The organism is Lacibacter sp., from assembly GCF_035299325.1.
Taxonomy (GTDB): Bacteria; Bacteroidota; Bacteroidia; order Chitinophagales; family Chitinophagaceae; genus Lacibacter.
The window spans coordinates 12,889-30,879 of the sequence record NZ_DATGWT010000017.1 but is presented as its reverse complement, the minus strand read 5'-3'; the positions used below and the strand labels follow the sequence as shown (position 1 = coordinate 30,879).

At 40.7% G+C, this 17,991-nt stretch carries 13 protein-coding genes; 6 read left to right on the top strand and 7 right to left on the bottom strand.

Features of this window, described 5'->3' with window-relative positions; translation table 11 throughout:
* Positions 1 to 47 precede the first annotated feature (47 nt).
* A complete protein-coding gene (gene hppD, locus VK159_RS10535; protein WP_324230100.1) occupies positions 48 to 1,178 on the bottom strand; it encodes a 4-hydroxyphenylpyruvate dioxygenase in 1,131 nt (376 codons plus the stop codon).
* On the opposite strand from hppD, the gene VK159_RS10530 reads away from it, so the two are divergent.
* From VK159_RS10530 to purE, 6 genes are all read left to right on the top strand, one after another.
* A complete protein-coding gene (locus VK159_RS10530) occupies positions 1,177 to 1,359 on the top strand; it encodes a hypothetical protein (protein WP_324230099.1) in 183 nt (60 codons plus the stop codon). The genes hppD and VK159_RS10530 overlap by 2 nt on opposite strands.
* A 39-nt stretch (positions 1,360 to 1,398) precedes the next feature.
* On the top strand, positions 1,399 to 2,523 hold the full coding sequence (locus tag VK159_RS10525; protein WP_324230098.1) for a 5-(carboxyamino)imidazole ribonucleotide synthase: 1,125 nt from the start codon (positions 1,399 to 1,401) through the stop codon (positions 2,521 to 2,523).
* Positions 2,524 to 2,653: 130 nt separating this feature from the next.
* On the top strand, positions 2,654 to 3,697 hold the full coding sequence (locus VK159_RS10520; protein WP_324230097.1) for an efflux RND transporter periplasmic adaptor subunit: 1,044 nt from the start codon (positions 2,654 to 2,656) through the stop codon (positions 3,695 to 3,697).
* 6 nt (positions 3,698 to 3,703) lie between these two features.
* Positions 3,704 to 6,802, top strand: a complete 3,099-nt coding sequence (locus VK159_RS10515) for an efflux RND transporter permease subunit (protein ID WP_324230096.1) — start codon at positions 3,704 to 3,706, stop codon at positions 6,800 to 6,802.
* A complete protein-coding gene (locus VK159_RS10510; protein WP_324230095.1) occupies positions 6,759 to 8,072 on the top strand; it encodes a TolC family protein in 1,314 nt (437 codons plus the stop codon). The genes VK159_RS10515 and VK159_RS10510 overlap by 44 nt, the downstream gene beginning before the upstream one ends.
* 92 nt (positions 8,073 to 8,164) lie before the next feature.
* Positions 8,165 to 8,680: a 5-(carboxyamino)imidazole ribonucleotide mutase gene (gene purE / locus VK159_RS10505; RefSeq protein ID WP_324230094.1), complete on the top strand. Its 516-nt coding sequence runs from the start codon at positions 8,165 to 8,167 to the stop codon at positions 8,678 to 8,680.
* A 1-nt stretch (position 8,681) separates the two neighbouring features.
* On the opposite strand, the gene bshC is transcribed toward purE, so the two are convergent.
* The 6 genes from bshC to VK159_RS10475 all read right to left on the bottom strand — a co-directional run bounded on the left by bshC (position 8,682) and on the right by VK159_RS10475 (position 17,984).
* Positions 8,682 to 10,283, bottom strand: coding sequence for a bacillithiol biosynthesis cysteine-adding enzyme BshC (bshC, locus tag VK159_RS10500; RefSeq protein ID WP_324230093.1), 1,602 nt, complete (start codon positions 10,281 to 10,283; stop codon positions 8,682 to 8,684).
* Between the two features lie 186 nt (positions 10,284 to 10,469).
* The gene (locus VK159_RS10495) at positions 10,470 to 11,300 is read right to left on the bottom strand and encodes an ATP/GTP-binding protein (protein WP_324230092.1); all 831 of its coding nucleotides are present in this window, start codon (positions 11,298 to 11,300) and stop codon (positions 10,470 to 10,472) included.
* Between the two features lie 32 nt (positions 11,301 to 11,332).
* The gene (locus tag VK159_RS10490; protein ID WP_324230091.1) at positions 11,333 to 12,577 is read right to left on the bottom strand and encodes an FAD-dependent oxidoreductase; all 1,245 of its coding nucleotides are present in this window, start codon (positions 12,575 to 12,577) and stop codon (positions 11,333 to 11,335) included.
* 9 nt (positions 12,578 to 12,586) lie between these two features.
* Complete coding sequence (locus VK159_RS10485; protein ID WP_324230090.1) at positions 12,587 to 14,932, bottom strand: glycoside hydrolase family 127 protein; 2,346 nt, start codon at positions 14,930 to 14,932, stop codon at positions 12,587 to 12,589.
* Between the two features lie 9 nt (positions 14,933 to 14,941).
* Positions 14,942 to 16,003: a glycoside hydrolase family 2 TIM barrel-domain containing protein gene (locus tag VK159_RS10480; RefSeq protein WP_324230089.1), complete on the bottom strand. Its 1,062-nt coding sequence runs from the start codon at positions 16,001 to 16,003 to the stop codon at positions 14,942 to 14,944.
* A gap of 4 nt (positions 16,004 to 16,007) precedes the next feature.
* A complete protein-coding gene (locus VK159_RS10475; RefSeq protein ID WP_324230088.1) occupies positions 16,008 to 17,984 on the bottom strand; it encodes a glycoside hydrolase family 127 protein in 1,977 nt (658 codons plus the stop codon).
* Positions 17,985 to 17,991 lie beyond the last annotated feature (7 nt).

Below are 17,991 nucleotides of genomic sequence, written 5' to 3'. Positions count from 1 at the left end.
TGTGGATAAAATCAAATGAAACGGGGCAGTAAAACTGCCCCGTAAAATTACAGATTTCCTCTGGCTTCCTGCTCTCTTTCTATCGCTTCGAACAAAGCTTTAAAGTTTCCTTTACCAAAACTCTGGGCACCTTTACGCTGAATGATCTCAAAAAACAGCGTGGGACGGTCCTCGACAGGCTTGGTAAAAATCTGAAGTAAATATCCTTCATCATCCCTGTCAACTAAAATTCCTAATTCTTTCAACGGGGCAAGATCTTCATCAATATGGCCCACACGGTCGAGCAGATCATCATAATAAGTGGTAGGCACCTGCAGAAATTCTATTCCCCTGCTGCGCAATTCTGTCACAGTTTCTACAATATTATTGGTAGCCATGGCCACATGTTGCACACCTTCGCCGTTATAATAGTCGAGGTATTCTTCCACCTGCGATTTCTTTTTGCCTTCAGCCGGTTCATTGATGGGGAATTTCACATAGCCGTTTCCATTACTCATCACTTTACTCATCAATGCAGAATATTCTGTTGAAATGTCGTTATCATCAAAGCTGAGAATATTACGGAAGCCCATCACATTTTCATAGAAGCTTACCCATGGATTCATTTGGTTCCACCCAACATTACCCACACAATGATCAACATATTGCAAGCCGGTATCTTTTACTTTGAAATAGGGATTGCTCCACGAACGATAGCCGGGCATGAACACCCCATTGTAATCTTTGCGTTCAATAAACAAATGAACCGTATCTCCATATGTATGAATGCCACTAATGACAACCTTTCCCTGATCATCTGTTAAGGTTGTTGTTTCCTTATAAAGTTTTGCACCACGATTGGTAGTTTCTTGCAAAGCCGAGGCTGCATCATCTACCTTTAAGGCCAATGCTTTTACGCCATCACCATGTTTATAAATATGATCAGCCATTTCATTATCCGGACGAAGTGGCGTGGTGAGCATCAGCGTAAGTTTATTTTGACGCACCACATAACTGGCCCTGTCTTTCATGCCGGTTTCCGGACCGGCGTAGGCCAATGGTTGAAACCCAAACGCCGAAATATAATAATGCGCCGCCTGCTTGGCATTGCCCACATAAAATTCTACGTAATCTGTGCCGTGTAATGGAAGAAAATCTTTTTGTACAGCCGGTTGTTTGTTAACAGCAATTGTTGACATGATTGTTGATTTTAATTTCAATAAAAGAGGAACAAATCAGGTTCAAAGAGCAGAACCTTTCTCAAAACAATCAGTTGGAGTCAATCGCCAATACTTCCATCAGCAAACAGTAGTTGCTGCGTTTATCGTGGAAGCGCTTATTGGCATAATCGGGATGCATGGGGCAAAATTAAACTATTAAGCTTCAAACAGAAACCTTCCAAGCAATTATCTTTGCCGCATGCAAAAAATTGGTATCCTCGGCGGCGGACAGTTAGGCCGCATGTTATTACAGGCAGCAGCCAACTACCCCGTTGAAACGTTTGTACTTGAAAACGATGAACATTGCCCATCGGCACATCTCTGTCATCACTTTACAAAAGGTGACATCAAGGATTTTGAAACCGTTTACAAATTTGGAAAGGGATTAGATGCCATTACCATTGAAATTGAAAGTGTAAATGTGGAAGCACTGGAAAAACTGGAAGCTGAAGGCGTAAAAGTTTTTCCGAAGCCAGCTGCTCTGCGCATCATCAAAAATAAAATTGAACAAAAGAAATTCTACCAACATCACCAGATACCAACATCAGAATTTGTGATCACCGAAAACAAAGAAGAACTGAACGCATTGGTTTCTTTTTTACCGGCGGCACATAAAGTAGGTATGGGTGGTTATGATGGTCGTGGTGTTGAACTATTAAAAACTGCTGCTGATCTTGAACGTGGTTTTGATTCACCTGCTGTTTTAGAAAAACTGGTACCTATTCAAAAAGAAATTGCCATGATCGTGGCAGTGGGGCAGGATGGTGAAACAACCATGTACCCGCCTGCTGAAATGGTTTTTGACCCACTGTTGAATTTACTTGACTACCAGGTTTCACCTTCAGAACTTCCTGAAAAAACATTCTGGAAATTGGAAGCTATTGCCATGGCTGTTGTACGCAATCTTGAATCGCCGGGTTTATTTGCTGTAGAATTATTTGTTGATAAGAACGGGGATGTACTGGTGAATGAAACAGCGCCACGTGTACACAACAGTGGTCATCATAGTATTGAAGGCAACTACTCATCGCAATTTGATATGTTGTGGCGCATTATGCTTGGTTATCCGCTTGGTTGTACCGATGCAATCATGCCATCAGTTATTTTAAATATTGTGGGCGAAGATGGCCATAGCGGCCCCGCCTATTATGAGGGGCTTGAAGATGTACTCAAAATGGAAAACGCATTCGTACATATTTATGGCAAGACACACACCAAACCCGGTCGTAAAATGGGACATGTTACTGTTATTGGCAAAGACAGAAGCGAACTAACATATAAAGCCAACCGCATCAAACATTTACTGAAAGTAAAAACAAAATAAAAGGCCTTTCACTCACAGGAATTCGGATACAAGCAGTTATGTCCGATGGCTAGCCATTGTTTTTACCACTCATCCAACTAAACAGGCATAAAATTGTTCTATGCTTACCTTTAGCTATTCTATACAACACATGAGAATAATTACATTGGTTGCAGCTGCCATATTCGTATTGGCAACAAGCTGTAAAGACGAAAAAAAACAATCCACAGCACCACAGGGAGGCCGTCAGCAAGCACCGATGACGGTTGTTGGCTATATCGTTAAAACAGGTTCTGTTAGCGAGCCGGTTCAACTTCCCGGTTCATTGTTGCCTATGGAAGAAACACAGATACAGGCCGAAGTAAGTGGTCGTGTAGTTTCACATTCCATTAACGAAGGAGCATATGTCAACAAAGGTGCATTGCTTGTAAAACTGTTTGATGGTGATCTGCAGGCGCAATTAAAAAAATTACAGGTACAGTTGCAGATCGCTGAAAAAACGGAAGAGCGAAACAAAGAGCTGTTGAAAATAAGTGGCATCAGTCAGCAGGATTATGATCTTAGTTTCCTGCAAGTAAGCAATATCAAAGCCGACATTGAATTGCTGCGTACTAATATTGTAAAAACAGAGATACGTGCTCCATTTAACGGAAAGATCGGTTTCAGAAATATTTCGAATGGTGCTTACATCACTCCTTCTACAATTATTACAAGTCTTCGACAGCTGAGTCAGATGAAATTACAGTTTAGCGTTCCGGAAAAATATACTTCCAAAATTCGCATCGGTCAAACAATCAGTTTTTCAACTGAAGGAAGCAACCGCAAATTCATTGCAAAAGTGTATGCTACCGAATCAACCGTAAGTGAAACCACACGTGGTTTGAATGTGCGTTGTATGGTGCAACAAAATGATGCAGCATTAGTGCCCGGCTCGTTTGCAAAAGTAGATATGGACTTTGCAAGAAATGATAATGCTATACTGGTTCCGGCACAAGCCATATTGCCACAGGCAAGAGGTAAAAAATTAATTCTTTACAGAGATGGTGTTGCCAAATTTGTAGATGTACAAACAGGTATCCGTGATTCTGCCAATGTAGAAATTACAGGTGGAGTTGTTCCCGGCGATACTATTATTACAACCGGACTACTCGGTTTGAAACCCGAGGCAAAAGTGAAACTCTCAAAAGTTCAATAATTAAGTATGACTATTTCCGAACTGAGTTTGAAGCGACCCGTTCTGGCCATTGTGATGAACATCATGATCGTGTTGTTTGGGGTTATCGGGTTTCGTTTCTTAGGGATTCGTGATTATCCTGCTATTGATCCGCCGAATATCAGCGTACGCACTTCATATCCCGGTGCAAATGCCGATGTAATTGAATCGCAGATCACCGAACCGTTGGAAAAATCGATCAACGGTATTGCAGGTGTAAAAAATATTACGAGCAGCAGCAGCCAGGGTAACAGCAATATTAACGTAGAGTTCGAATTAGGGTTTAATCTTGAAGAAGCAGCGAATGATGTGCGTGATAAAGTATCACAAACTGTTCGATCTCTTCCTGCCGATCTTGATGCACCGCCTGTTGTTACAAAAGCAGATGCAAGCAGTGATCCTATCCTCTCATTGACTATTCAGAGTGAGAGTCGCAATCCTTTACAGGTTACAGAATATGCAACAAACAATCTGCTCGAACGAATACAAACCATTCCCGGTGTTAGTACTGTGAATATCTGGGGCGAAAAAAGATATGCTATGCGTATCTGGTTTGAACCTGAAAAATTATTAGCGTATAAGCTAACTGCAAGAGATGTGCAGACTGCATTGCAACGTGAAAACCTGGAACTGCCCTCGGGTAAAATTTCCGGCAATACCATGGAGTTAACTGTACGCACCTTCGGTCGTTTAAGTACAGAAGAAGATTTCAACAACCTCATTGTTGCGAATATTGAAGGGCGTGACGTTAAATTAAAAGACGTAGGACAGGTTGTACTTGGTCCGGAAAATGAAGAAAGTGGTTTGAAAGAAAGCGGAACCCCAATGATTGCTTTGGCAATTGTTCCGCAGCCTGGCAGCAACTATGTTGCCATTGCCGATGAGTTTTATAAACGTTACGAACAGATCAAAAAAGAAGTACCTGCAGACATTACACTTGATGTGGGTATGGATCAAACAAAATTTGTTCGCAAGTCCATTGCAGAAGTAGAAGAAACACTTGTACTCTCGTTTGCATTGGTGGTACTCATTATCTTTCTCTTCTTCCGGGACTGGATCGTTGCGATTCGTCCGTTGATCGATATTCCTGTTTCACTGATTGGTGCATTCTTTATCATGTACCTCAGCGGCTTTACCATTAATGTACTTACACTTTTAGCTATTGTATTGGCAACAGGTCTTGTGGTGGATGATGGTATTGTGGTAACAGAAAATATCTTTAAGAAAATGGAACAGGGCATGGATAAATACAAAGCTGCCCGTGAAGGTTCGAAAGAAATTTATTTTGCTGTAATTGCAACCTCCATCACATTAGCAGTAGTATTTCTTCCCATCATTTTCTTAGAAGGATTTGTGGGGCGTTTGTTCCGTGAGTTTGGTATTGTGGTAGCGGGTGCGGTATTGATTTCTGCATTTGTATCACTCACCTTAACACCTGTACTCAACGTTTATCTAACCCGCAAAGGTGGTACAAGGCATGGATGGTTCTATCGGGTAACAGAACCATTTTTTACCGGTATGGAACGTGGTTATCATAAACTGCTTATCGGTTTTATGCGTGTAAGATGGGTGGCACTACTACTGATTATTGCTTGCTTTGGTATTATCTGGGTTATTGGCAACACGCTGCAAAGCGAACTTGCACCAATGGAAGACCGTAGCCAGTTTCGCTTACAGGTAAGTGCGCCCGAAGGCACAAGTTTTGAAGCAATGGATGCTTATATTGATAGACTTAACCAGCTTGTATTGGATAGTGTTCCTGAAAATAAGGTACTCATCTCCGTTACAGCACCTGGTTTTACAGGAGCGGGATCAGTAAACAGTGGTTTTGTTCGTTCACTACTTGTTGATCCTGATGAACGTGATCGTTCGCAACAACAGATTGTTGATGTAATTAACCGAAATCTTCCAAAGTATAATGAAGGAAGGGCATTTGCCATACAGGAACAAACCATTTCAGTAAACCGTCGTGGTGGTTTACCGGTAGCGTTTGTTGTACAGAATAATAATTTTGATAAACTGAAAGAGGTGTTGCCCAAGTTCCTGGAAGAAGCCCAGAAAAATTCTGTGTTTTCAAGTGTTGATGTAGATCTCAAATTTAACAAACCCGAACTGCGATTAAATATTGATCGTTTACGTGCGAGTGAATTAGGTGTAAGCGTAACCGATATTTCAGAACTGATGCAATTATCACTCAGTAACAGAAGACTTGGTTATTTTATTAAAGATGGAAAACAGTACCAGGTAATCGGTCAAGTGTTACGTAGTGACCGTGATGATCCAACCGATCTGAAAAATCTTTTTGTACGAAATGCAGCGGGACAAATGATCTCTGTTGATCAGTTTGTAAGTTTTGAAGAAGAAACCACACCACCAACACTTTATCATTTCAACCGTTACAAATCAGCAACTATCAGTGCAGGTTTAGCACCGGGCAAAACGATTGGTGATGGTATTAAAGAAATGGAAGCCATTGCAGATAAGTTGCTTGATGAATCGTTCAACACAGCATTATCAGGTAACTCAAGAGATTTTGCGGAGAGCAGTGGCAATACATTTTTTGCATTGGGTCTTGCATTGATCTTGATCTTCCTTGTATTGGCTGCACAATTTGAAAGCTTTATTGATCCGTTGGTGATCATGTTTACTGTACCATTGGCTATTGCCGGTGCATTATTCTCACTTTGGATATTCGATCAAACGATCAATATCTTTTCACAAATTGGGATGATCATGCTGATCGGGCTTGTAACCAAGAACGGAATCCTGATCGTTGAATTTGCGAATCAGAAAAAACATGCAGGCATGTTGAAGAAACCTGCGGTTATTGAAGCAGCAACGATGCGTTTGCGTCCTATTTTAATGACGAGCCTGGCTATGGCGCTTGGTGCATTACCATTGGCTTTATCATTGGGTGCAGCATCAACAAGCCGTATCCCCTTAGGTATTGTAATTGTTGGTGGAATTATGTTCTCGTTAGTATTAACACTGTTTGTAATTCCTGCCATGTATTCGTACCTGTCATCCAAAAAAATTAAAGTGCATGAAGAAGAGACTGAAACTGTTATCACTAAGCTTTCTGATTAATATCCTCGCATTTGCACAGGAATCATCAAAGCTGAGTGTTGATGATGCTATACGTATGGCTGTTGAAAAAAACTTTGATGTTGAGATCGTAAAGAATGAACAACAGATCGGCACTATCAATAATAATTGGGGCACAGCAGGTTTATGGCCTAACATTAATCTCAACAGTACAATAGGTATTGCATCTAACAATCTTGAGCAGCGGTTAACAAATGGCACAACCATTAAGCGAAATGGCGCTATTCTTCGTAACCTCAACGCAGGCTTTGCCGTAAGCTGGCGCATCTTTGATGGCATGCGGATGTTTGCCAGTAAACGTCGGTTAGAAGAATTAGAAAAGATCGGTGAATTGAGTTTCCGCAGCCAGGTGAATACAACCGTGTTTAATGTGATTGCTGCATATTATGAAATTGTACAGCTGAATCAACAACGAAAAGCATTACAGGCAACTATTAAATTTTTTGAAGAACGTAAACTGATCGCTGAAAGCAGGTTTACAATTGGTACTGCACCTAAAACAGATTTCCTGCAGGCTGAAGTAGATCTCAATCAACAAAAAGGAAGTTTGTTAGCTATTGAAAATAATATCCGTGTCGCCAAAGCCAACTTCAATAATTTACTGGCCCGTAAACCCGAAACTGTTTTTGAAGTAATGGAGGTCATAGAGCCAGATGCAACTGTCAGCTATGCTGCCTTGCAACAAAAAGCAACAACAGATAACTATGATCTGTTACTTGCTCAAAGCAGTTTATCGGTATTGGTACAACAAAAACGTGAGATCATCTCACAACGTTTGCCATCGGTTACACTCAATGGCAACTTCAACCTATCACAAAGTAAAAACGATGCAGGTTTCACCTTATTCAATCGTAACCTCGGGCCGAATGGAAATATCGGGATAGCCATTCCAATTTTTCAAGGTGGTAATATCAAACGCCAGGAACAGGTAGCAGATATTGGTATCAAGAACCAACAGATCGTAATAGATCGTTTAAAGAACCAGGTAAACACAAGTTTGCTGAATGCATTTTATAATTTTCAGAATGCACTCAATTTAGTAAAGCTTGAAAAAAATACATTGGCATTGATTGAAGAAAACAATGTGATCGCTACTGAACGGTTCCGTAAGCTGGCCATTACCTCACTTGAATTACGCCAGGTGCAGATCGATTATATTAACGGTCAAACACGTTATATCAATTCTCTTTACATGGCGAAGCTGGCTGAGGCTGAGATGAAGTTGCTGGCGGGAGATTTGAATAAACTATAACTCAACTCAAATGATTTTAAAGGTTTGGCCCATCAGCCGGACCTTTCTTTTTTTACTGCCTTTAGTTTTGTTTCTTTGCAGCAAATCAATTTATGGCAACTCCGATCATTGGTATTATCATGGGCAGCGACAGCGATCTTCCTGTTATGCAACCTGCAGCTGACATCCTGAAAGAATTTGGTATTGATTATGAATTAACGGTTGTATCAGCCCATCGCACACCTCTTCGTATGGTGGAGTATGCAAAAACTGCCAGAGAAAGAGGATTGAAAGTAATTATTGCCGGGGCAGGTGGTGCAGCTCATTTGCCGGGTATGGTTGCGAGTATTACAATCTTGCCTGTAATTGGTGTACCTGTAAAATCATCGAACTCGATTGATGGCTGGGACTCTGTTCTTTCTATTTTACAAATGCCGAATGGTGTACCAGTTGCTACTGTTGCTTTGAATGCTGCAAAAAATGCAGGCATACTTGCGGCAGAGATCATTGGAACATTTGACGAAACAGTTGCTGCAAAGATCGCCAGCTATAAATCAACGATGAACGATGAAGTGCTTACCAAAGTAAACAAGTTGAAACAACAGGGATGGGATAATAAATTTGATTGATTTACTTTTCAGTCGTCAATACTACAAACTCCTGCTCCAAAGAAAGAGAGTGTTGATACAATGCATCAATAAACTCACTTCCCTGCTTTGCATAAAAGCTCAGAAAACTTTCTTTACGTTCCTGCAAGCCATTACTTGGAAACAGTTGTTGCTTGATCGTTTGTATCTGGCGTTGTTCATCGGCATACTTTCTTTTTTCTGCACGAATGATTTTCTTTTCCAGTTCCTGCAAGCGATAAACAGCTTTTACTTTTAATGCTTCAACATGTTGCAACAAGGTGGGATCAACAGTTGCGGCCTGTTCCTTCAATAACTCATACAACTCCTCAGCTTTGGTTAAACTGCCATTGAGTTGAATTTTATTGACTGTTGTGCGATGTACATATTGATTGAGTAATGCTTCGCTGCTTTTGAAAAAATCTTCAACCGTAAAACCAAGCTTCTCTATCTTCCCGATCCATTGCTTTTGTGTTACAAGGAAAGAATTACGCAATACCAACACAGGATAAGGAACATGATGATGTGCAAACACATTTTTCAACTCTAACCAATAAGCCAACTCTCCCCCGCCACCAATAAAGGCAATGTTGGGAAGAATAGTATCCTGGTATAGACCACGCAAAATTACATTGGGACTAAATCGCTCAGGATGTTCGTTCAACTCCTTCAGCATTTCCTCTTTTGTAAATTTGATCGTTGTATTTGCAACTGCAAAACTATCTCCATCTGCTTCTATCCGCTCACGCAGGTCTTCATCAAAATAAAATAAGTTGATCTCTCTGCCGCCCGCCTGTACTTTATAAAGTTCATCAATTTTAGTGATGGTATCTGTTACTTTTTTTGCAGATGAACGATTGAGTAATTCATCTTCAAATACCGGGATCATTTGCTCTTTCAGCTCTTTTGCATCAGCATTGATCACAACCAAACCAAACCGTTCAAACAGGAAATGCACAAACGCAAAGGTTGCATCCTGTATGGTTGTTTTCTCTTTGTATGATGCAAGCAATGCTTCCACGATCTCTTTTCCATGCGGCTCAACCAATAATTGTCCGCTGATGGCATGAATGAGTTGTGTGATATGTTTATCAACAACCATTCTACCAAAGGCTCCGTTCTGTTTGGTAGCCCATTGATATTTTACGCCATTCACTGTTGCATAACTTAATTCTTCAAAATCCGCATCTTCACTTCCCATGTAATACACCGGTACAAAGTTGTATTGTGTCAGCTCCTGCTTCAATGTATCAGCAAGTTTGACTGCATGCAGGATTTTATAAATAAAATAAAGCGGGCCGGTAAATAAATTAGGTTGATGAGCAGTAGTGATGGTAAACGTATTTTCCTGCAACAACAATTCGATGTTACGATTCACTGCCTTTGATTCGCTTACAGAATTATATTGTTGCTTTAGATGATCGACCAACACTTTACGGTTGGTCTTAAACGCTGAACGTTGGGCGATAGCTTGCTTTATGCCCTCAAGGTTTGGCCTGTGCACATAGAAAGGCTGCAATGCCGAAGCATTATCCAGGTAATCCAATACAATTGACGAAAAAGCAGCCGTGTTACGGTAATTGATCCGTTGCGATGTACAGTCCATACGTTTTGTAAAATTAGGAACATCCGAACGGTTACAGACAACCGTCCGACAAGTTTTCACATTCCTTTATTTCATGTGTATATTTTAAATTGTTATTTGGCACACATGTATAACCCAACTTTATGCTATGTCAGGCTTATGAACTAATCAGTGCCGGTTACTGCAAAAAATCCAGCATTTGAATGGTTATTTAAGCTCGTAGGCCACCACCGAGTTTTTCCAGAAAGTAGGAATATATACGATTCGTTTCGCAGCATCATAACCTATATCGGCTGAGTTTATTTTGTCTCCCCGCCCATCCAGTAACACCTGTTTCGTACCATCAGCTGCAACATAATAAACCACACCTCCCCATGTTGATACAAGAAAATCCCCGCCTCCAACGTTTTCAATACCATCTGTGCCACCTTCCATTCCTTCTGCAAGTTTGGTGAGCGACCCATCTTTTTCCATGCGATACATACTGCCTGCATCCAACACATACAAACTGCCCTTATGTTTTAATATACCATTCGGTCCTTTTAATTTTGAACTATCTAGCAGCATTGACGCCTTACCGTCTTTCACTTCATATACACGTCTTGCACGTGAGTCGGTTACATAAACAGTTCCATTTTCATCGGCCGATACATCATTTAACCCCCCGGCACCTTCAACTGCTATCCGTTCAATTATAGTTCCTGTAGTTACATCGATCACCACCAATTCAGTTAGATCAGCAACGTATAGTTTATTTTTATACAAACCCATTCCCTTGGGTGCCAGCAAACCGCTCACCCAATCAACTGCGATAATCTTTCCATCAAGCCCCACTTTTCCAATCGAACCTTTTCCATCGTTCGCCCAAGGCTGTCCATCGATATTAGCTACATACAACACCTTATTCTTTCCATCAAACAAAACCGATTCCGGTACTTTTAAAATTGTATCGGTTGACCATAGTTTTACTAATTGATGTTGTGCTGATGCAACAGTAAATAAGATGACAGCAATTGAAAAAAGGAATATCTTTTTCATTTTGTTGGTTGTTAATGAGAGATAACAGCAAATTACGAAAATCGTTGAGGATCGTAAGGTTTTAAATCAACGCTTGTTGATTGTTGATTGGCCAGTTCTGCCACCAGCTTACCGGTTCCTGCACCTAAACTCAAGCCAACCATCGCATGGCCGGTTGCAATGATCACATTTTTCTTTACACGACCGATATACGGCATTCCATCAGCTGAACATGGACGGTAACCGTACCAAATATCCTTTTCTGCCGGCATCGGTATTTTAAATTCTGGTAAATAACGTTCAACTGCATCCAGAATACCCGCTACCCGTTTCATTCGTGGTGGGGTATTTATTGATGTGATTTCCATCGTACCACCAAAGCGGATCTTATTTCCATCCATTGGCGTAATGGCAACACGACCTTCCTGCAACACAGCCGGATAATTTAATTTGAATGGCGAATCTTCCAATGTAACCGAATAACCACGGCCAGGCATTAATGGTAAATTCAAACCAACCATCGATGCAATTTCTCTCGACCATGAACCTGTAGCAATAACTACCACGTCCGCATCATACTGTTGCTGTTTTGTTTTTACAGATCTGAGTTGCTGACCATTCATTTCAAAACCTGTTACCTCTGCGTTTGAAAGTAACTGCACACCGGTTTGCTTTAAAATCGTCAGCAAGCCTTTCATCAATTTTTGCGGATACAGGTGTGCATCGCATTTAAAATACAACGCTCCACGAATATTTAGCTGCACCTGCGGTTCCATTGCCTGTACTTCTGCCGCAGATAACATCACTGCATCAAGACCTAACTTCTTTGCGTCTTCAACAGCATGATGAGAATGTTGCTCTTTTTCTGTTGTTTGAAAATATTCCAGCAATCCTTTCTTTTCATAAGCAAAATCGAATCCCGGAATAGAAGTCCATTGTTCGTATAACTGTTGACTCAGCAATGCAATATCACGGAGAGGAATAGCCGATTCTGCAACATGCTTTGATGTTGCACTTTTCATAAACTTTAGCCCCCATGAAATGAGTGCAGTATTTAAACGTGGTTCAACATAAAACGGGCTCTTTGAATTCCACATCCATTTCAAACCTTGACTTACAATACCGGGAGTTGCTAAAGGCACAAAATGGCTCGGACAAACATAACCTGCATTACCATACGAACAGTTATCGGAAAAATCACCTTTATCCAATACCGTTACATCCCATCCGCTTTGTTGCAGATAGTACGCAGAACTTAAACCTATAATGCCACCGCCAACAACAATTGCTTTGCCCATAATTTATTGTTACTCTTTTATAGTACGTACATCAAAAATACGACCTGCCGTTTTACCATGGTTTGCATCGATCTTTACGGTGATCTTTGTTTTTCCGTTGACCATACTTGCAGGCAGTTTGTATTCTATATCATAAAACTTACCCGTTTTACCTCCTTTCCATTCTACTGTAACAAGCTTTACGCCATCCACTAAAATATCAAATACCCGATCTTTATCATCACCTATATAAGTCAACAGCAACGAATTATTTGTTGATTCATCCACTTTCATGTCAAACTCGAAGTAATTATTACTTCTTGCTTCACGACCCATACGATCCATGGCATCGCTCACATAAGAACGTTCTGTTGCTTTGAGGTTATGATCACGTTCCGGTTGCATTTCGCCTACACGGAAGTGATCAATTGTTCTGTTTTCAATTTCCTGTATACGTTTTTTCTCTGCTTCATAATCGGCTTGCAGTTTGGCAAATTCATCGGGTGTAAAATAATCCCAGTACACACTGTAATACTGATCGTAGGTTTGATAGAACGGAATGAGCTTTACATCAAATGGTTTACCCACGTTCTTCATTTGAAACTGTAGAGAAGAAGTTGATCGCATCCAATCATTTACATTACGATTTGAAGTTAACAACACCGGCACGCCAATAACAGGATCGGGCTTTTCTTTGCCTAACAAACCTGCCAATACCAACGGGCCATATTTGAACGCAATACGATTGGGATTATCGGGCATTGCTTCGGTGTAAAGATTCATGTCCAGATCAACCGAAACCACATCCCCGTTTTTCCATACACGTGTTGTTGTTAAATAACCGGCTGCATCTGTTTCAGTTTTCACAGGAATGTTATTCACTTTTATAACACTTGATGGATTACTCCAGGATGGTTTACGAATCTTCAATGTAAAAGAAGCTGAAGTTGCAGAGCCAACAATAAGTTTTACCTGTTTACTTTCAGGAATATAATTCGTTTGTGTAATGCGGATATTCTTTTCTTTCCAGTTTAATACTGAAGGAATAAAAAGATTGACATACAAATTATTCTTTCCATCATAACTATAGATCTGCTCCGCATACTTCGCATGATTTTCAATACCACTACCCACGCAACAGGTGAATGTATTGAACTGATCGCTGAACTGTTTCTTTGTTCCCATACGCAACGGCACAAAATAAGTCATCATGCCGTTCTCCGGATTTTGTGAAGCAAGAATATGATTGTACAAAGCACGTTCATAATAATCCATTAATTGTGCAGAAGGTTGCCATGCAAACAAGTGTCTTGTCAGCTTCAGCATATTGTAGGTATTGCAGGTTTCGCAGGTGTTGTCGCTAAGTCGTTCATTCAACTTACCTGCTTCGCCGCAATACTCATAGTTACTGTTACCGCCAATCACATAGCTGTGATTATGCACCATGGTTTCCCAAAAGAACGTAGCAATTGTTTGATCACTTTTATTTCCTGCTAACTCATATTGTCTTGCACTGCCGATCGCTTTCGGCACATTGGTATTGCTGTGTTTGCCGGGTAACGGATCGATGCGTTGCGCCAGTTTGCCCATTACAAAATCATCATAAAATTTATACGAGAGATCAAGATATTTTTTATTGCCTGTGAAGGAATAGATATTCGCCAGCACATCATTCATGCCGCCGTATTCACAATTCAACATTTTCAATCGTGTTGAATCGGGCAAATGATTTACGGTGTTATAAGTCCAGTCGGCCATACCTGTTACCAGCTTTAATGCTTTGTTGCTGTTGCAATACAAATAGGCGTCGCATAAACCAGCCATTACTTTATGTACCGTGTACCAAGGGCTCCATCCACCATTCAAATCAAAACCGGATGATTTAATTTCTCCTTTAGCTACTTTGCCAAAAATGGAATCTTCGTTTGGTATGGCGCCAATATAACCGGTCTTGCGTGCCAGCTGACAACGTTCCAGTTCTGCAACGATATAATCAACACGTTTTTTAAATTCAACATTACCTGTTGACACATACATCATCGATGCAGCCGAAAGATAATGCCCCAATGTATGACCTGACAATCCTAATATCTCCCATCCACCATACACAGAATCTTTCACGGGCAATCCTGCATTTTCATAAAAACGATACAGCAACCGATCTGCACTCAACGATATCAGGTAGGCACTATCTAACTGCATTGCTTTTGCAAACGGACTTTGTAACAGTTTCACATTACTCAACGGAAAAGCAAATGCTTTGATCGGTACAACAGGTTGCACTTTTACTTTTGCATTTTTCCTTTCAGGAATATACGATTGACTGTAAGAACATGTTAATGTGAAAAGAAAAACAGTAATGAAAACTTGCTTCATAACGATTACCTATTTTTTTCCTGTAAAGGTTTTGATCACTTCAATTTCCTTGGGATCATAAGCCGACCCATCTTTCCGAAACACATCATGGAACCAAAGTTTTGGTTCACTGCCATCCGGCATTGGTGTATCCCATTGATAGATGGTGTTGCTTTTGCCGGCTACCAGTCCCCAATTGATAGCACCAACATTATACTTTTTAAAAACAGGTAAGTGTGTTTGAAACTTACTGTTTCTTGTGCGGGCCATGTACTCACTGCAAATAACAGGTCGGCCCAGTTTTAATTTTTCCTGCAGCTCTTTTTCAAGATTCGTTGCATCATTATAATTGTGAATACTGATCACATCGGAATGGCTTAGCTGATACTCATTTAATTCTTTATTGTTATACCAGGTTGCACAGGTGAGTGGTTGTGATGGACGAACAGCCCATGCCCATTCAAATACTTTCTTCAGCAGGGGGAGCGAAGTAAGATCGTATGCGCTGTTACCGGGCTCATTGTACAGATCCCACATTAACACACGATCATCATTTTTAAAGTTGTTGAGCACATCTTTTACATACAGCTCAAGATAGTTCCATTGAGAGGAATCATTGTGTACTTCCTTATTCGGGCTACGGACCCATCCACTATTGTGAATACCGGGTTTTGGATCAGGTTGCTTGCCAATAGCTGCATCGGGATTCCAGCAATCATCAAAAATGGTGAAGACAATTTTGATCCGATGTTTTGCTGCAATTTTTAAAACCTGATCCATTCTTTTTTTAAACCCTGCTGCATCTGCTTTCCATGCAAGGTCATGCAAATAAACACGCATTACATTCATACCGATTGCTGCCGCCCAGCCCAACTCTTTATCGATCGTTGCAGGATCAAATGTTTCTGCCTGCCACATTTCAAGTTGATTGATGGCAGTGCTTGGTAAAAAATTAGCCCCAACGAGCCAACCTTGTTTTTGATACCATGCATTTGCTTTTTCAACAGACCAGATTTTTGTTTGCTGTGCATTTACGTTATGATGTAAAACGAAAGAAACCAACGCAAGCAGAACGATGAAATATTTTTTCATGATCTTAATAATTAATTTTTACATCTTTGATTGTTGTTGGCAACCACACCTGCATTTCATTTTTACCACGGTTGGCCCATGTGTAATAAGGGATGGCAATAATCTTACGTTTTCCGGTACGGATCGATAAACCATCTTCGCCAACAAGGACCACCGGTACTTCTGCTGTTAATGCTTTCACCGGTTCATCCATTATTTTATAATCGATGGTTTCAAACTTTGTATCGAGTGGTACTATTATATTCCATGCTTTACCATTGTTATCTGCACCTTCCACACAATACACAATTGGTCCTCGTTGAATGGCGATGCGGTTGTTATTTTGTTTGACTTCTGGTCTCGCTTCAACTTGTTTAACCGTCATCGGAATATTGATTTCAACAATATCGCCTTTGGTCCAGTTTCCAGTGGGTTCGATTTCACAATATCCATTCCTGAATGTAGTAATATGGGCTTTGCCTTTTAATTTCACAGTCCATAAGGAATCAGGAAGTTCTGGTGTACGATACAAGTCCTCTGCAGTAGAAATAAACCCTACGGGCAAATACCACCCTGGAATTCTAATATAAATTTTGAATTTTGAATTCTTCTCCGGGTCAACAGTCAATTTTATTTTCCCATCCCACGGATAATTTGTTTCCATCTTTACATCCACTTTTGTCTTCGGCAACTGAATATTCGTATTACTGCCAACAAACAGATTCACAAAAATTCCTTCATCACTTTTTGCATAAATATAATCGCCGAGCGATGCCACCATACGTGCAATATTTGCCGGGCAACATGCTGTACCAAACCATTCCCTGCGTTGATGCTGTCCACGTGATGCCAACGGATTCCCATAAAAGAAACGATCACCTGTTAAACTCAATCCATCCAAAGCGCCATTGTATAAACTGCGTTCCAATACATCTATATACATTGCATCACCTGTTAATGCATTCATTCGCTGATTCCAAAACACCATGCCCACACTTGCACAAGTTTCGCAGTAAGCCTGTTCATTCGGCAGATCATAATCCTGACTAAACCCTTCGTTACTTCCTGCAGAACCAATACCACCGGTGATGTACATGTTACGAAACACCACATCCTGCCACACCGTTTTCATGGCACGCATGTAATCTACGTCACCTGTTTGTGCAGCCACATCAGCTGCACCCGTGTACATGTACATGGCACGCACTGCATGACCAGTAATTTGTGTTTGTTCTTTCACCGGCAATACATCCTGTGCATAAGCGGTGTCTTTCCAATCGGTCCATGTATAACCTTTTGCCAAACGTTTGCCACGTTCGCTCAATAACCAATCAGCAAGTTTCAAATATTTTTCATTCTTGGTTGTCTTATACAATTTCACCAATGCTAACTCTAATTCCTGGTGACCGGTAACCCAATGACGTTTACCGGGGCCGAACAATGCATCAAAATGATCGGCCCACTTGGTACATACATCTAAAAACTTACGCTTGCCTGTTGCATTGAAATACGCAACTGCTGCTTCGATCATATGACCTGCATTGTAATCTTCATGCATACTCATATCGGTGTAGCGATCCTGCAAACCTTTCAATGTGTACCAGGTATTGAGATAACCATCGGGCTGTTGAGCAGCAGCGATCTTATCGATCCACTCATCGCATTTCTTTTCCATTTCTGCATTGGGATGGGTCTTTAATGAATACGCCATTGCTTCCAATGCTTTGAACACATCGCTATCATCGTAAAAAATACCTTCGTGCTGTTCACCTTTGTTTCTTGCAACACGTTCAAAATTTCGAATACGTGGCGTAGCTACTTCTGTTTGATAAATACAGGCTGCCAATGTTTTGGTAGCTACTTTATCAATCTTTGGTTTCCAGAAAGCATCTGTAACATTCACCTGTGAAAAATTGACGAATTCAATTTTCTGTAAACTGTTTTGCGCAAACAGGTTTAATTGAAACAGACAAACAAGGAAAAGGAGAAATACTTTTTTCATGTACCCA

What these genes read in the sequence shown, in the direction of transcription:
- VK159_RS10530 (WP_324230099.1), top strand. Translation starts at nt 1,177, where the DNA reads ATGATTGTTGATTTTAATTTCAATAAAAGAGGAACAAATCAGGTTCAA.
- hppD (WP_324230100.1), bottom strand. Translation starts at nt 1,178, where the DNA reads ATGTCAACAATTGCTGTTAACAAACAACCGGCTGTACAAAAAGATTTT.
- VK159_RS10525 (WP_324230098.1), top strand. Translation starts at nt 1,399, where the DNA reads ATGCAAAAAATTGGTATCCTCGGCGGCGGACAGTTAGGCCGCATGTTA.
- VK159_RS10520 (WP_324230097.1), top strand. Translation starts at nt 2,654, where the DNA reads ATGAGAATAATTACATTGGTTGCAGCTGCCATATTCGTATTGGCAACA.
- VK159_RS10515 (WP_324230096.1), top strand. Translation starts at nt 3,704, where the DNA reads ATGACTATTTCCGAACTGAGTTTGAAGCGACCCGTTCTGGCCATTGTG.
- VK159_RS10510 (WP_324230095.1), top strand. Translation starts at nt 6,759, where the DNA reads ATGAAGAAGAGACTGAAACTGTTATCACTAAGCTTTCTGATTAATATC.
- purE (WP_324230094.1), top strand. Translation starts at nt 8,165, where the DNA reads ATGGCAACTCCGATCATTGGTATTATCATGGGCAGCGACAGCGATCTT.
- bshC (WP_324230093.1), bottom strand. Translation starts at nt 10,283, where the DNA reads ATGGACTGTACATCGCAACGGATCAATTACCGTAACACGGCTGCTTTT.
- VK159_RS10495 (WP_324230092.1), bottom strand. Translation starts at nt 11,300, where the DNA reads ATGAAAAAGATATTCCTTTTTTCAATTGCTGTCATCTTATTTACTGTT.
- VK159_RS10490 (WP_324230091.1), bottom strand. Translation starts at nt 12,577, where the DNA reads ATGGGCAAAGCAATTGTTGTTGGCGGTGGCATTATAGGTTTAAGTTCT.
- VK159_RS10485 (WP_324230090.1), bottom strand. Translation starts at nt 14,932, where the DNA reads ATGAAGCAAGTTTTCATTACTGTTTTTCTTTTCACATTAACATGTTCT.
- VK159_RS10480 (WP_324230089.1), bottom strand. Translation starts at nt 16,003, where the DNA reads ATGAAAAAATATTTCATCGTTCTGCTTGCGTTGGTTTCTTTCGTTTTA.
- VK159_RS10475 (WP_324230088.1), bottom strand. Translation starts at nt 17,984, where the DNA reads ATGAAAAAAGTATTTCTCCTTTTCCTTGTTTGTCTGTTTCAATTAAAC.